Annotated in this window: 13 protein-coding genes and 1 pseudogene; 10 read left to right on the top strand and 4 right to left on the bottom strand. The window is 71.6% G+C overall.

Features of this window, described 5'->3' with window-relative positions:
* The 4 genes from JM949_RS08225 to JM949_RS08210 all read left to right on the top strand — a co-directional run.
* Positions 1-1321: IucA/IucC family siderophore biosynthesis protein (locus tag JM949_RS08225; protein WP_203147838.1), on the top strand; the 1321-nt coding region annotated here is incomplete at its 5' end.
* Entirely contained in the window at positions 1318-2910 is a 1593-nt protein-coding gene (locus tag JM949_RS08220; RefSeq protein WP_203147837.1) for an IucA/IucC family protein, read from the top strand. The genes JM949_RS08225 and JM949_RS08220, both read left to right, overlap by 4 nt.
* Entirely contained in the window at positions 2907-4052 is a 1146-nt protein-coding gene (locus JM949_RS08215) for an alanine racemase (protein WP_203147836.1), read from the top strand. The genes JM949_RS08220 and JM949_RS08215 overlap by 4 nt, the downstream gene beginning before the upstream one ends.
* 222 nt (positions 4053-4274) lie before the next feature.
* The gene (locus JM949_RS08210) at positions 4275-5507 is read left to right on the top strand and encodes a cellulose binding domain-containing protein (RefSeq protein WP_203147835.1); all 1233 of its coding nucleotides are present in this window, start codon (positions 4275-4277) and stop codon (positions 5505-5507) included.
* A gap of 153 nt (positions 5508-5660) precedes the next feature.
* On the opposite strand, the gene JM949_RS08205 is transcribed toward JM949_RS08210, so the two are convergent.
* On the bottom strand, positions 5661-6395 hold the full coding sequence (locus JM949_RS08205; protein ID WP_203147834.1) for a GAF and ANTAR domain-containing protein: 735 nt from the start codon (positions 6393-6395) through the stop codon (positions 5661-5663).
* 315 nt (positions 6396-6710) lie between these two features.
* Here JM949_RS08205 and JM949_RS08200 point away from each other — a divergent pair, with 315 nt between their 5' ends.
* Complete coding sequence (locus JM949_RS08200) at positions 6711-7586, top strand: endonuclease/exonuclease/phosphatase family protein (protein WP_203147833.1); 876 nt, start codon at positions 6711-6713, stop codon at positions 7584-7586.
* A gap of 93 nt (positions 7587-7679) precedes the next feature.
* On the opposite strand, the gene JM949_RS08195 is transcribed toward JM949_RS08200, so the two are convergent.
* A complete protein-coding gene (locus JM949_RS08195) occupies positions 7680-8972 on the bottom strand; it encodes a PP2C family protein-serine/threonine phosphatase (RefSeq protein WP_203147832.1) in 1293 nt (430 codons plus the stop codon).
* Between the two features lie 196 nt (positions 8973-9168).
* On the opposite strand from JM949_RS08195, the pseudogene JM949_RS39615 reads away from it, so the two are divergent.
* From JM949_RS39615 to JM949_RS08175, 5 genes and pseudogenes are all read left to right on the top strand, one after another.
* A pseudogene (locus JM949_RS39615) lies at positions 9169-9456 on the top strand (ATP-binding protein); the annotation flags it as partial.
* A 258-nt stretch (positions 9457-9714) separates the two neighbouring features.
* Positions 9715-10248 carry a SigE family RNA polymerase sigma factor gene (locus tag JM949_RS08185; RefSeq protein ID WP_203147830.1) on the top strand — a complete coding sequence of 178 codons (534 nt, stop codon included), beginning with the start codon at positions 9715-9717 and terminating at the stop codon, positions 10246-10248.
* Positions 10235-10417, top strand: a complete 183-nt coding sequence (locus JM949_RS36665; RefSeq protein WP_238432780.1) for a hypothetical protein — start codon at positions 10235-10237, stop codon at positions 10415-10417. Before JM949_RS08185 ends, JM949_RS36665 begins: the two co-directional genes overlap by 14 nt.
* Positions 10418-10546: 129 nt before the next feature.
* On the top strand, positions 10547-11473 hold the full coding sequence (locus tag JM949_RS08180; protein ID WP_238432779.1) for a hypothetical protein: 927 nt from the start codon (positions 10547-10549) through the stop codon (positions 11471-11473).
* Between the two features lie 349 nt (positions 11474-11822).
* Complete coding sequence (locus tag JM949_RS08175; RefSeq protein WP_203147839.1) at positions 11823-13166, top strand: glycoside hydrolase family 6 protein; 1344 nt, start codon at positions 11823-11825, stop codon at positions 13164-13166.
* 188 nt (positions 13167-13354) lie between these two features.
* Here the strand turns inward: JM949_RS08175 and JM949_RS08170 are convergent, their stop codons facing one another.
* A complete protein-coding gene (locus JM949_RS08170) occupies positions 13355-13600 on the bottom strand; it encodes a hypothetical protein (protein ID WP_203147829.1) in 246 nt (81 codons plus the stop codon).
* Positions 13601-13765: 165 nt separating this feature from the next.
* Entirely contained in the window at positions 13766-14251 is a 486-nt protein-coding gene (locus JM949_RS08165) for an SRPBCC family protein (protein ID WP_203147828.1), read from the bottom strand.
* Between the last annotated feature and the right edge of the window lie 33 nt (positions 14252-14284).

Below are 14284 nucleotides of genomic sequence, written 5' to 3'. Positions count from 1 at the left end.
CGGCGTCGAGTGCCGCGCCGACCTCCGGGCCCGGCGGCTCGCGGCCCGGCAGCGACCGCTGGCGTTCGCCGAGGTGGCAGCCGGCCGGGCGAGTACGCCGACGGGTCTGCCGGCGGCCGTCCTGGACGACGTGCTCGCCGCCCACCACGGCCACCCGGTCTACCCGACCGACCGGTGCCGGCACGGTCTCAGCGACGACGAACTGCTCCGGTACGCCCCGGAGCACGCGCCCCGCTTCGCGCTGCGGTGGTATGTCACGCCCACCCGGGACGTCCGGCGCGCGGGTGAACTCCCGCCGTGGTGGCCGCCCGCACCCCGCCCCGACCAACTGCTGCTGCCGGCGCATCCGATCACCGCGGCCCGCCACGCGCTGCCGGTCACGGACCTGCCAGCGATCACCGTCCGGCCCACTCTCTCCATGCGGACGGTGGCGCTCGACGACGACCCGTACCTGCATCTGAAGCTGCCACTGCCCACCGCGAGCCTCGGCGCGCGCAACCGGCGCACGCTGCGGCCGGGTTCGATCGCCGACGGCGCGGCCGTCGCCGGGTTGCTCGACCGGATCGCCGACACGGAACCCGCCTTCGCCGGTCGGGTCCGGCACGTCGACGAGAGCACCTGGGCGCACGTCGACGGCGACGAGCGGCGCAGCGTCCTGCTCCGGCGATACCCGGCCGACCTGGCCGGGATCCACGTGGTGCCGGTCGCCGCCCTCGCCGCGGCCGACCCGGCGGCGCGCACGGTTCTCGAACGGGTCAGCCCGCACCGGCCGGTGGCGCTGCTCGGGTCCTATCTGGATCTGCTGCTCGACTGGCACGTCTTCCTCTGGCTGCGCCACGGGATAGCCCTGGAGGCGCACCCACAGAACATCCACCTGCTGGCGCACCCGGACGGCGCGGTCGGCCTGCTCTACAAGGACAACGACGGCGCCCGTCTCGACGCGCGGCACGGTGGCCCGGACGGGCTCGTCCTGGACGACGACCGGATGTGGGCGCGCGATCCGCAGGAGCTGGCCGACGTGTTCGTCACCATCACCCTGCACCTGGCCGCCGCCGCCCCCCTGCTCGCGCTGGCCGCCCGAGGGCTGGACGTGCCGTCCCCGGCCGAGGCGCTCACCCCTCGGCTCGCCGCCGCCCGGGACAGGTGGGGCGACGGACCGGTGGCGCGGCTGTTCACCGAGCGGGTGCTGGCGGCCACCCGGCTGCCCGTCAAGGCGATGGTCACCGCCGGCACCCTGCTGCCCAAACAGCGGCTGGGCTGCACCGACATCAACAAGTACTACCTGCGTACCGGCCCGAACTACCTGCGGGAGACACGATGACGAGCGTGCGGTCGCGTGCCCGGCCGGCCACCGACCAGCTCGCCGACCTGGCCGCCGCGCACGCCGTCTTCGGTTGCCTGCTGCGCGAGCTGGCCGCACCGGAGGAGACCCCGACGGTCGTCGACGGTGCGGTGCGTCTCCTGCTCCGGCACCTCGACACCACAGTGCGCTGCCGCGTCACCCGAGCCTCGCCGCTCGGCGCGCACCGCTACACCGGCCCGGTGCAGCGGCTGACCGGCGGCGGGCGGTGGGCGGACCTGGACGCGGACGCGCTGGCCGGGTTGGTCGCGGCGGAGCTCGCCGCCGGCACCGGGCTGGCGAACGACGAGTTCGTCAATCAGGTCACTGCCAGTCGGGACACCGTGGCCCGGTTGCTGGCCGACCGGCCGGCGGCGGATCCCACCCCCACCGGCGAACCCGCCATCGACGCGTACGTCGACTCCGAGCAGTCACTGGTCCTCGGCCACCCGCACCACCCCACCCCGAAGTGGCGCAGCGGTGACCCGGCCAGCTGGCGGGCGTACGCGCCGGAGCTGCGCACGTCGTTCCGGTTGCGCTGGCTCGCCGTACCGGACGACCTGGTCGCTGACGCCGGGCCGTTCGATCCGCTGGCGGCCGCCCTCGACCCGCCACGCCCGCCGCCCGGGCACCGCGTGCTGCCCGTGCATCCCTGGCAGCTGTCGCTGCTCCCGCCGTCCCACCCCCGGCTGCGCGACCTGGGGGAGGCCGGTGTGCCGGTGCGACCGACGGCGAGCGTCCGCACCCTGTACGCCCCCGCGGCCGACCTGTTCGTCAAGACCAGCCTGCACGTGCGGATCACCAACTGCCTGCGCAAGAACGCCCGCTACGAACTCACCGGCGCGGTGGCCCTGACCGACCTGCTGGCCCGGGTGCCGATGCCGGACGGGGTGGGGCTGCTCGCCGAGCCCGCCTACCGCACCGTGGACGTCCCCGGCCCGGACGAGGCGTACGGGACGATCCTGCGCACCGGCCTGCGCCCACACCTGCGTCCCGGCGACACCCCGCTGCTGGCGGCGGCGCTGGCCGCCGCGCCGCTGGTCACCCCGGACCCGGTGGCCTGGTGGCGGGCGTACGTCGGGCTGCTGGTGCCGGCGGTGCTGCGCTGCTGGCTGAGTCACGGCGTCGTGCACGAGGCGCACCTGCAGAACGTGGTGGTGGTGCTCGACCGCGACCGCCGCCCGGTGCGCATGCTGCTGCGCGACCTGGAGGGGGTGAAGCTGGCCGCCGACCGGTGGGTCAGCTGGCCGGACGGGGTTCCGGTGCAGGTCCGCTACGGTCCCCGGGCCGCCCGCCAGCGGGTCGTCTACTGTCTCTTCGTCAATCACCTGGCCGGCATCAGCGGCGCCCTCGCCGACGCGCGCCCGGGGATCGAACGACGGCTGTGGCGGGAGGTGCGAGCCGTCGTCGAGGGGTTGGCCGCCGACCTCGACGACCCGCCGGAGCTACGCGCGCTGGTGCGCGGAGAGCCGTTCGAGGCCAAGGCGAACCTGCTGGTCCGGTGGCGGCGCGACGCGGACCGGGCGGCACCCTTCGTACCGGTTCCCAACCCGATGGGCGGTCCACGGTGACCCGACCGGTCTACGTCCACGACCTCGACGCGCTGGCCGCGCACACCCGAGCCATCCGGGCGGCGCTGCCCCCGCCGGTCGAGCTGCTGTACGCGGTCAAGGCCAACCCGGATCCCGGCGTGCTGCGGACCCTCGCCCCGATCGTCGACGGGTTCGAGGCCGCGAGCCGGGGCGAGCTGCGCAGGCTGGCCGAGGTACTGCCAGCACGGGAGCCGGCCGCGTACGCCGGGCCGGGCAAGACCGACGCCGATCTCGCCGCCGCCCTCGCCGCCGGGGTGCGCCGCATCCACGTCGAGTCGCCCGCCGAGCTGGCCCGACTCGGCGCGCTGGCGACCGCCGCCGGCCGGTCGGCCCAGGTGTTGCTGCGGGTGAACCTGCCTGTCGACGCGCCGGGCGCGAGCCTGGTCATGGGGGGCGGACCCAGCCCGTTCGGGATGGACGCGGCCGACGCGATCGCCGCCGCCCGCCGTCCGCCGGCCGGCATCGACGTACGCGGAATCCACGCCCACCTGGCCAGCGGGCTGGACGCACCGCTCGCCGCCACGGTCGCCGCCGCCGTGGTCCGCTGGGCGGTGGCCGAGTTCGGTGCCGACGAGGTCGACGTCGGCGGCGGCATGGCCGTCGACTACACCGACCCGGCGGCCCGATTCGACTGGGTGGGCTACGGCCGGGCGCTGGCGGACGTCCTCGACACGTACCCGGGGGTTCGGCTGCGCGTCGAGCCGGGCCGGTCGGTCACCGTCTACTGCGGGGCCTACCTCACCGAGGTCGTGGACGTGAAGCGCTCCTACGGCGAGTGGTTCGCGGTGGTGGCCGGCGGCACCCACCACCTGCGGACCCCGGTGGCGAAGGGGCACCAGCAGCCGTTCACCGTGCACCGGCGGCGCGGCGCCCACGGTCCCCGCACCGACGGCGGGCCGGTCACCGTGGTCGGGCAACTCTGCACCCCGAAGGACGTGCTGTCCCGCTCGGCCACCGCCGGGCCGATCGGCGTGGGTGATGTGCTGGCCTTCGACATGGCCGGCGCGTACGCCTGGAACATCAGCCACCGCGATTTCCTGCTGCACGAACCGCCGATCTTCCGGACCGGTGACCCGCGGCAGGTGGCCGCCGAGTGGGCCGCCAGACCGCTTGGGCGGTGACGTCCAGCGGCCGGAACGACTCGGCTTGTTATCGATAACATGCTATCTTTCGACCGGGAGTGCAGGGCACACTCCCGGTCACCTCAGCAGGTCGGCGAAGACGTGCCGCCGCACGCCCCCTTCCGCCGATCCCCAGGTCGTGACCCGTCCGGGCACCCCGTCGATGCCGGCGACCACAGTCGGTCGCCGGCCGGCACAGCCCTACGGCAAGGAGCCCACCCAATGCTGAAACGCAGCTATCTCCTCCCATCCATCGCGGCCGCGGCGCTCATCCTCGCGGCCACCACCGGCGGCGCGCTGAGCGGCGGCTTCGGCGCCCCGGCGGCGGCCGCGACCAACGGCACCCTCGCGGCGACCGCCGGCTGTGGCAAGGCCCCCACGCTGACCAGCGGGACGCGCACGATCCAGAGCAGCGGGCAGAGCCGTACCTACAACCTCCGGATTCCGGACGGGTACGACCGCAACCGCCCGTACCGACTGATCTTCGGCTTCCACTGGTTGAACGGCTCGGCCAACAACGTCACCTCGGCCGGTTACTACGGGCTGCAACCGCTGTCGAACAACAGCACCATCTTCGTCGCGCCACAGGGCCTCAACGCCGGCTGGGCCAACACCAACGGCCGGGACCTGACCCTCTTCGACGACATCCGCCAGCAGGTCGAGAACGACCTCTGCGTGGACACCACCCAGCGCTTCGCCCTGGGCTGGAGCTACGGCGGCGCGATGAGCTACGCGGTGGCCTGCGCCCGGCCCACCATCATCCGCGCGGTCACCGTGCTCTCCGGCGCCAACCTCAGCGGATGCAACGGCGGCACCCAGCCCGTCGCCTACTTCGGCATTCACGGCATCTACGACAGCGTGCTGAACATCTCCCAGGGTCGGCAACTGCGCGACACGTTCGTCCGGAACAACGGTTGCACCGCGCAGAGCCCGCGCGAACCGAGCCGGGGCAGTCTCACCCACATCACCACCGCCTACTCGGGTTGCCGAGCCGGTTACCCGGTCCAGTGGGCGGCGTTCGACGGTGACCACACCCCCAGCCCGGTCGACGGGTCCGGCAGCCCCAACGACTCCCGGACCTGGACCTCGGGTGAGATCTGGCGGTTCTTCAGCCAGTTCGAGTCGACGACGCCCCCGACCACCGGCGAACCGGGCACCTGCGTCGCCACCTACCGGACGCTCAACACCTGGCCCGGCGGCTACCAGGCCGAGGTGACAGTGGCCAACAACACCACCTCGGCACTCAACGGCTGGACCGTGGGCCTGACCCTGGCCAGTGGTCAGGCCATCAGCAGCCTCTGGAGCGGCACCAACACGGGCACGACCGGCAGCGTCACCGTCCGGAACGCCGCCTACAACGGCGCGATCGGCCCGAACGCGTCGGCCACCTTCGGGTTCACCGCCACCGGCAACGGCGCGACCGCACCCAGCAACGTCACCTGCACCAGTCCTTAGCCGGACGAGACGGGGTCCGGAGCCGGTCGCTCCGGGCCCCAGGTGACGGGTGGGCCGGCCAGCTGACCGCCGACCCGACCCGCCCGGTTCGGGGCGAGCAGCGAGCAGACCACCGTCACCACACCCGCCCGGTGCGGGAGCGATGGTGTCCCGTCAGGCTCTGGGCGTCCTAACGGCCTGGTCGACGAGGGCCTGGGCCACGTCGCGGACCTTGCGGTTGGAGTCCTGGGACACCTTCGCGAGGATGCTGAAGGCTTCGTTGGGGCTGCACCGACGCTGCGCCATGATCATGCCCTTGGCCTGCTCGATGACCGCGCGGGTGGCCATCGCGTCCTGCATCTGCCGGGCGAGGGTGGCGGTGCTGTCGTAAAGGTGGGCGTTGGCCAGGGCCACGGCGGCGTACGCGGCGAAGGTCCGCAGCACGGTGATCGTGCCGTCGTCGAAGGCGTGCGGGCCGCGGGCGTAGACGTTCAGCGCACCGACGACCGCGTCCTGGATCGGCAGGCCGATCGACACCGAGCTGCCCAGCCCGGCCTTCACCCCGCCCTCGGCCCAGTCCGGCCACCGCTCCTCGGCGGCGAGGTCGGGCACGGACATCACGTCGCCGCTGTTCGAGGCGTCCAGGCAGGGCCCGCGCCCCTGGGCGTACTGGCGCTCGTCCATGTCGCGGGCCAGGTCCCCGTCGGTGGACGCAGTGGTGTGCCCGGCGCCGCCGCGCACCAGCGTGACGGACACCTCCACGTCGATGGGCAGCACCCGCTTGGTCAGTTCGGCCACCCGCCGGAGCACGTCGTCGAGATCGGCGTCGCCGAGCTTGATGCGGGCGAGTTCGGCGAGCGCGGCTGTGGCGTCCGTCGGAAGAGCGGGGTTTGTCGACGGCTGGGTCATCGCGCCAGGTCCTCCGTGACCGGCGCACCCGCCGCAGCAGTCGATTCCGAGGGTGGGTGCGCGGATGGCGGCCCGCGCGTCGCGGACCGTTGTACGGACCTGCCGGGACCCACGCCAGTCGCTCGACGCCGGTCCGCCACGCTCGGCAGGACGGGTGGGTTACAGGCCCTCACGCTACTCGGTCGCGTTGACCCACGCCTCGGCTGCTGGTCCGCTTCGTACCTGGTTGTTCCCCGGTCGTTCGGTGTCGCGTCGATTCGGATCGATAGGGTGCGGTGGCCGCCACCGAGGGCGGCTTCGTGCGAAGGGGAGTCGATGCGCAGGACAACGCTCTGGTCGGCCCGGGCTCTGGGCGCTCTCGCGGGTGCCGTCGCGCTGGTGGCGGCCCTGCTGCCGGGCACGCCGGCGGTCGCGGCGACGGTGGCCTTCAAGGCGGCGACCTTGAACATCTACAACGGGCTGAGCCAGGCGGACTTCGTCCACGACCTGGACCTGATCGCTTCCCGGGCGGACCTCGTCGGCCTCAACGAGGTCGGCAACCGCAAGGCTTTCCTGGAGGATTGGGCCGCCGACAACGGCTGGTGGTTGTACGCGCCGGGCGGCACCAACCAGGCCGGCGAGGCGCTGATCGCCAAGAAGAACATGTTCGACGTCCTCGACAGGGGTTCGGTCTTCGTCTGTGACACCAACGGTCCGGGCGAGGTGCCACCCGCGCGCTACAACAACTGGGTCAAGTACCGGCACAAGCCCAGTGGTCGCAACGTGACCCACATCAACGCCCACGCGGTGGCCGGCATCGAATCCGCCGGCCGGCCCGAGGACCTGCCGCGCACCAGGTGCGCCGAGGCGCAGTTCCAGGGCCTCAAGGACCTGGCGGTCGCCAAGCAGAGCGAGGGCCAGGTCATCGTCAGCGGTGACCTGAACGTCGACTTCAGCGCCGACCGCGGCTACGGGTACGCGAATTTCCCGTGGCAGGTCTTCGAGGCCAACGAGCTGCCGAATCTGCGCTCCAACTACAACCTCTACGGCGAGCAGGGCACCGGAACGCACGGCAACCGGCACATCGACTACGTCTACTTCTGGAAGCGACTTCCGGAGTACCAGCTCATCTGGATGACCGGTTACGACATCGTCGGCGGCACCAGGTCCGACCACAACGGTGTCGTCGCCACGTTCTCCATCCAGAGCTGACGACGTCGACACCGGTGACCCTCGGGCGCCGCCCTCCGATCCGGTCTGGCCGTCTCCGGCAGCCGGCCGCCGGGCGGCCAGCTGGTCAGCCAATCAGCCGGTCAGCTTCGCCGGGGGAGCGGCATCCGTGCTTCGCGCGGACGCCGCATCAGCTGCCGGAGTGGCGTCATCGGTTGCTGGTTGGCGGCGGATGACCAGCAGAGCGATGTCGTCGCTGGGGTGCTCCTCCGCGGTGGAGGCCATGATGCGGTCACACAACGCCTCGGCCGGCTCGGACCGCACGGCGTCGGCGAGGCGCTCGATGCCCGTGTCGATCAGTTCGCTGCGGCGTTCGATCAGTCCGTCGGTGTAGAAGACGAGCGCCGCGCCCGGCGGCAGGTCGAGCACGGTGGTGCGGCGGGTGGCCACTGGTCGGCCCACCCCGAGTGGCCGGTCCACCTTCAGGTTGACGAGCCGGGTGGGTTGGCCGGGGACGGCCAGCAGCGGTGGCAGGTGACCCGCGGAGCTGACGTGGACCGTCTTGCGGTCGGGTGCGATGAGGGCGTAGACGGCGGTGGTCAGGGTGCCGGCTTCGAAGTGGTGGATCTTGCGGTCGAGGGAGGCCAGCGCCTCGGCGGGGTCGTCGGCATCGAGCGCGTAGGCGCGTAGCGCGCTGCGGATGCGTCCCATCACGACGGCGGATGGCAGCCCGTGGCCGGAGACGTCGCCGATGACGGCGCCGAGCCACCCCGAGGGCAACACGAACACGTCGTACCAGTCGCCGCCGATGCCCAGGTCGTGGCCGGGCACGTAGCGGGCGGCCAGGTCCAGGCCGGAGATGTCGGGTAGCCGGCCGGGCAGCAGGCTGCGTTGCAGGGCGAGCGCTGCCTGCCGGTCGAGGACCTGCGCTCGGGCCTGACCCGCGGAGCTGGCCCGATCGGCGACGAGTTGCAACAGCTGCACATCATCGGGACCGAACCGCCGCAGGACCAGCGAGCCGACGTGCAGCACACCGACGAGGTTGCCGTTGGAGAGCATCGGCACGCCGAGCAGAGCACGTACGCCGGTGGTGATCAGGACGGGATTGACCACGTCGTTCGCCGTGACGTCATAGATCGTGACCGGCGCACGGGTCGCCGCCACCCGGCCGGCGAAGCCGCGGCCGACCCGGACGCGGAAGCCGCGGCGCACCTCCTCCTCCAGGCCCTTGGCCGCCGTCGCGACCAGCTCGCCGGTGTGGCTGTCCAGCAGCAGGATGGTGGCGGTATCGACCTTGAGCAGGTCCCGGACCCGTTCGAGGAGTTCGTCGAGCAACTCGGCCATGTCCAACGCCGACAGGGCGGCGTCGGTGATCGCCTCGATACGACGCAGCCGCTCCTCATTTGTCACTAGCTCGGCATCGGCCACCTAGGCAGCCTAGACGCCGGGACGCCATCGACGGCATGCGAGGAGCGAGATCGACAGTGTCACGCCTTCGAGGTGGGGTATCTTCCCATGTCACATTGCTGTCTTTATCGTCCGGTGAACCCGTTTCGAAGGTCATCCTCGTCGCACCAGCGGGAGGTCACCGGACTCCACGTCTGACAGGGAGGGGAGGGAAGCAGTGGCGAACCCACCGCGCGACCAGCATGTCCCCACCGCCGGGAAGCCCCTGTTCTCGACGTCGTTCACCCTCGCCGACCTCGCCCGCATTCGTGACGAGGTGGCGGCCGTCAGTCGTCGGTGCGGCCTCGGGCACGACGAGATCGAGGACTGGGTGACGGCGGTCAACGAATTGTTGATCAACGTGATTCGGCACGGGGGTGGCAAGGGCGCGGTACGTCTGCTTCTGAACGGTCAGCTCACCTGTGAGGTGACGACCAGGGGCGGGGCTTCAACACCGCGCACTACGTTCCCCGCGTCGAGCGACCGCCGCTGTCCGACAGCGGAGGGATGGGGCTGTGGGTGGTCGGGCAGATGGCCGACTACCTGCTCGTCGACAGCGGACCCGCGGGTACCACCATCCGCATCGCGGCACGCACCCGCGACGTTGTCGGCTAGCCGCGCCCTGTTGCGTCGCTGAGGGTGATCAGGCAACTACCTGTCCGGGCGGTGCAACTTTTCGGGCCGGCGGCTCCGTTCTACCTCCGTCACAAGGGAGGCAGGCGACTTGAAAGCCGAAGATGAGCAGGCGTTCCGCGAGTTCGTGACGTCGGAGATGGCGTCGCTGCGCAAGTTGGCGTACGTGACCTGCGGCAACTGGCACACGGCGGAGGACGCCGTGGCCAACGCGCTGATCAAGCTCTACCCCCGCTGGCGGAAGGTGGACCGGCCGGATCTCTACGTGAAGACCATGGTCTACCGGGCCGCGATCGACGAGACCCGTCGGCCCTGGCGGCGCGAACGGTCAGCCGGCGACGCCATGCCGGACGTCGTGGTGCGGGACCCGGCCGGGTCGACCGACGAGCGGATGCGCCTGCGAGCCGCGCTCGACGCCGTGCCGGCCCGGCAGCGGGCCGCAGTCGTACTCCGGCACTACCTGGGTCTGAGCCTGGAGGACACCGCCGGCGTCCTCGACTGCACGGTGGGCACGGCCAAGAGTCAGGTTTCCCGTGGCCTGGCGAAGCTGCGGGAGTCGCTCGCTGGCGAACGTATCGACCTCACCGGGAAGCAGATGGAGGAGTGGACCAGTGCAGTTGCATGATCTGGTGGACGCCGTGACGGGCGAAGAGCCGCCGATGGCCCGCACCGCCGACGACATCATCGCGTCGGGGCGGCGGGCCGAGCGGCGTCGCCGGGCCGGGTTCGCGTCGGCCGGTGCGGCCGGCCTCGTCCTGGTCGCGGTCGCCGGTGCGTTCGCGCTGCCGACCTGATCGCCGAGGCCGGACACCGCGGGCACGAGGGCGCCGGTCGGCGCGGCGGCCACGCCCGCCCCGGCCCTGTGGCCCGCCGCCACGCCGTTCACCTTCACCTTCCAGGGGTACGACGCCGGCACGCTGCACGTGCAGGACCCGATCGTCGCGTCCACCGGCTACCAGATCGCCTCCGTCTACTCCGACCGGCACAGCTCGAACGACAGGCCCGTCACCGAGCAGGAGGCCGAGGCGCAGGGTGGCGGCACCGAGTTGGAGAAGAAGAAGGCCGCCGGGGGGAAGCCGAACCTGTGGGCCTATCTGACCGTCTACCGACCGGGTGTCTTCGATCCCGCCGGCATCAAGGACGGCACTGACGTCACAGTGGCCGGGCACCGGGCCGTGCGGGCGACGCTGCCGGTCGGCCTCGACCCGTTGAAGCCGACAGAGGTTGGCAACAAGCTGTTCGCCTGGGAGTACGCCGACAACGCCTGGGCGGCGGTCACCTCGGTCTCCAGTGACGAAGCCACGCCGAGCTTCGAGGACCTGGGCGGTCTGGTCGAGGGCCTGAAGCCCAGCAAGCCGACGCCGGCCCTGGTGCCGTTCACGGTGGGCTACCTGCCCGGCGGCTACCTGCCGCTGCAGATCGGCACGCACGCCCTACCCGGCCTCAGCGGCATCGCCACGGCCCGCGCCGGTGACTTCGGTGGCGCGACGTACACCAGGCCGGCCGCGCCCACCTCGGGCCTGACCGCGCCGTACGACGCGGCCGAGGGTGCCATCAGGGACGGGTTCCACATCTTCGTCACGCCGAGCACCAGCGCGAACCAGGCACCGGAACCCGGCGTCACGAAGTGCTACAGCGGGTCTGACCGGCGCGACCGGAAGGGCCCCGCCGGCGGCGGCTTCTGCAACATCTGGAGCGCCGACGGCACGGTCGTTCTGCAGGTCAGCGCCGTGGGCCTCGGCAACCAACTGCCGCGGGCCGAGCTGGAGAAGATCGCCAAGGGAATCAGGGTCGCCGACGTCAGGGACGAGTCGACCTGGACCCCTGCCGCGGACGCCCTCCAGCCGTAGCTCTCGGCACCGGCAAACACGACGGCGCCGCTCGGCAGGGTCGGTCGGACACGCGACTCCTGCCGCCAGCGCAACCGGCGGTGATCGCACGCGTAGGTGCGATCACCGCGTCGTGCTGCCCGTGGTCGTCGGCGATTGCGGGTCGCCTGGCGCGGGCCCAGGGACCCGCTGCCCCCTGGCATTCCGGGCGCCGTCACTCATCGACAAGTCTTCATGTCTTGGCAGCGACGCGCGCCTCCGCTACCGTCCATGGGAACGCTCCCATGAACTTGGCAACATCTATGTGGTCAGGAGGCAACACGTCGTGGCTACCTTCTCCTCGCTCCGTCGTAGATCGGCGGCCATCAGCATGGCGGCCGTCGCGGGCGCAGCCGCCGTCGGCGTCTGCCTCACCGTCGGCAGCGCCTCCGCCGGTACGGTGTCCGGATCGCTCTACCGCGACCCGAGTTCCGCCGTCGTCCGCTGGGTCGCCGCCAACCCCGGCGACTCGCGTGCCGCTGTCATTCGCGACAAGATCGCGAGTCAGCCGCAGGCCCGTTGGTTCGCCAACTTCAACCCGTCGACAGTGCAGTCCGAGGTGTCCGGGTTCATCGGCGCCGCCAACGCGGCGCAGCAGATCCCGGTGCTGGCGGTGTACGAGATCACCAACCGGGACTGTGGCGGGGCCAGCGCCGGTGGGGCGCCGGACCTCAACCAGTACCAGACCTGGGTGTCCAACTTCGCCAGCGGGCTCGGCAACCAGACCGTCCTGATCATCCTGGAGACCGACTCGCTCGCCCTGCAGACCTGCCTGAGCAGCGGTGAGATCAACGCGCGCAACCAGGCGCTCACCACGGCCACCCGGACCATCAAGTCGGCCAACCCCAACGCCAAGGTGTACCTCGACGCCGGCCACTCCACCTGGAACAGCGCGGGCGAGACGGCCAACCGCCTCCGGGCGGCCGGCGTGCAGTACGCCGACGGCTTCTTCTCCAACGTGTCGAACTACAACTCCACCTCGAACGAGGCGAACTTCGGCCGGGCGGTCATCTCCGCCCTCAACGGCATGGGCATCTCGGGCAAGCGCCAGGTCATCGACACCAGCCGCAACGGCGGTGCCAGCGGGGACTGGTGCGGCGACGACAACACCGACCGGCGGATCGGGATGTACCCGACGACCAACACCGGCGACGCCAACATCGACGCGTACCTCTGGGTGAAGCCGCCGGGGGAGGCGGACGGCTGCCGCTACACCGCCGGTTCGTTCCAGCCCGACCTGGCCTACAGCCTGGCCAACGGCGCGCCGAACCCGCCGACCACCGCGCCTCCGACCACGACCCCGCCGACCACCACGCCCCCGACCACGACCCCGCCGACGACCACCCCGCCGGTCACCCCGCCGAACACCTCGCCACCGGCCGGTGACGGCTGCTACGCGGAGGTGGCGGTCAACCGGTGGGCCGAGGGCTTCACCGCGAACGTGACGGTCACCGCCGGAAAGTCCGATATCAACGGCTGGACCGTGACCATCGCGCTGCCCAACGGCACCGCGATCACCGGCACCTGGAACGCCCAGGCCAGCGGCAACAGCGGGACCGTCCAGTTCACCAACGTGGGCTACAACGGGCGAATCCTCGGCCGGCAGTCGACCACCTTCGGCTTCCAGGGCACCGGCACCGGCCCGGGCGTGACGGCCACCTGCGTGACCGGCTGACCGGTTCGCCGCCGCAGGCCCGGTGCCAGCCGGCGAGCTTTTCGCCGCGGCGCCGACCAGCGGCTGCGGTACGGCTCGACGTCCCGATCCGGATGACCGGATCGGGACGTCGACACCGGGTGCGACCCAGTGACCTGGCAGGCCTGCCGCCGTGCCGTCAGATCACCGGGCTTCCGCGGCACGAACGATCAGGTCCGCCACCGGGCCCGGGTTGGACACACCGACGGCGGGTGCGGCCGTGCGGATCTCCACGTCTCCCGGGCGCCGGCCCGGTCGGCCATCCAGCGCTGAGCCTCGACCGGAATGTTGCGGTCGGCACCGGCGAGAACGAACCAGGACGGGATCTCGGCCCACGCCGGCTCTCCGGAGCCTGCACTGAGCGCCGCGTCGCGGATGGGGCGCCAGCGGAACACGAATTCGTATGGGTCTTCCATTCGACTCGATGGACTGAAGTAGTTGCGGGAGCGGCGGCCGGGCTACCGGTCGGCGGGTCGAATCGTTTTCGTCCGGCCGTACCGCCGGTTCCTATTCCACCGGGAGCAGGAGGTGCGGACCACGCGAAACCACACGCAGAAGCAGTACTGCGCACGGGTACGCGCTCAGCGCCACGTTCGAGGATCTGCTCCGTTCGTGACCTGCGACAGCAGGGCCTCCAGCCAGCCGCGGGTCAACGCCGCCCGGCCCTGCGCCCGCAGCAACGCGGCCGGGCCCCGGGCTGCCTCCTGAAAGATCGTCCGGGTGCCGCCGTCGGCCTCGTTGAGCAGCAGCCACGTCTGGTAGAAGCTGATGTCGTCACCGACGGCCACCCACCCGAATCTGCTCGGCGGATCGAGTTCACCAACAATGCCGTCCAGAACGTGCGGCCTGGTCACCACCAGAAAGGTGCTGCCCACCGCGATGTCACCCGCCGACTCGGCGCGATCCACCGAGTGCTGCCACGTCGGCCACTCCGCTATCGCGATCAGACGCCCGAAGATCACGGCAGCCGGGGCGGGAATTCGGCGCTCGTGAGCCACGAAGCTGTCGGATTGGTCCGGCCCCCAGCCGGGCGGCCAGTGCACCAGTGGGTACGGCTCTGCGGTCATACCTCAAGACTGGTCGGCACGGAACCGCAGAGC

The organism is Micromonospora tarensis, from assembly GCF_016803395.1.
In the GTDB taxonomy this organism is placed as follows: Bacteria; Actinomycetota; Actinomycetes; order Mycobacteriales; family Micromonosporaceae; genus Micromonospora; species Micromonospora tarensis.
Note: the sequence above shows the minus strand (reverse complement) of the source record. Positions and strands in the feature narration are given on the sequence as shown.

What these genes read in the sequence shown, in the direction of transcription:
- JM949_RS08220 (WP_203147837.1), top strand. Translation starts at nt 1,318, where the DNA reads ATGACGAGCGTGCGGTCGCGTGCCCGGCCGGCCACCGACCAGCTCGCC.
- JM949_RS08210 (WP_203147835.1), top strand. Translation starts at nt 4,275, where the DNA reads ATGCTGAAACGCAGCTATCTCCTCCCATCCATCGCGGCCGCGGCGCTC.
- JM949_RS08205 (WP_203147834.1), bottom strand. Translation starts at nt 6,395, where the DNA reads ATGACCCAGCCGTCGACAAACCCCGCTCTTCCGACGGACGCCACAGCC.
- JM949_RS08200 (WP_203147833.1), top strand. Translation starts at nt 6,711, where the DNA reads ATGCGCAGGACAACGCTCTGGTCGGCCCGGGCTCTGGGCGCTCTCGCG.
- JM949_RS08175 (WP_203147839.1), top strand. Translation starts at nt 11,823, where the DNA reads ATGGCGGCCGTCGCGGGCGCAGCCGCCGTCGGCGTCTGCCTCACCGTC.
- JM949_RS08170 (WP_203147829.1), bottom strand. Translation starts at nt 13,600, where the DNA reads ATGGAAGACCCATACGAATTCGTGTTCCGCTGGCGCCCCATCCGCGAC.
- JM949_RS08165 (WP_203147828.1), bottom strand. Translation starts at nt 14,251, where the DNA reads ATGACCGCAGAGCCGTACCCACTGGTGCACTGGCCGCCCGGCTGGGGG.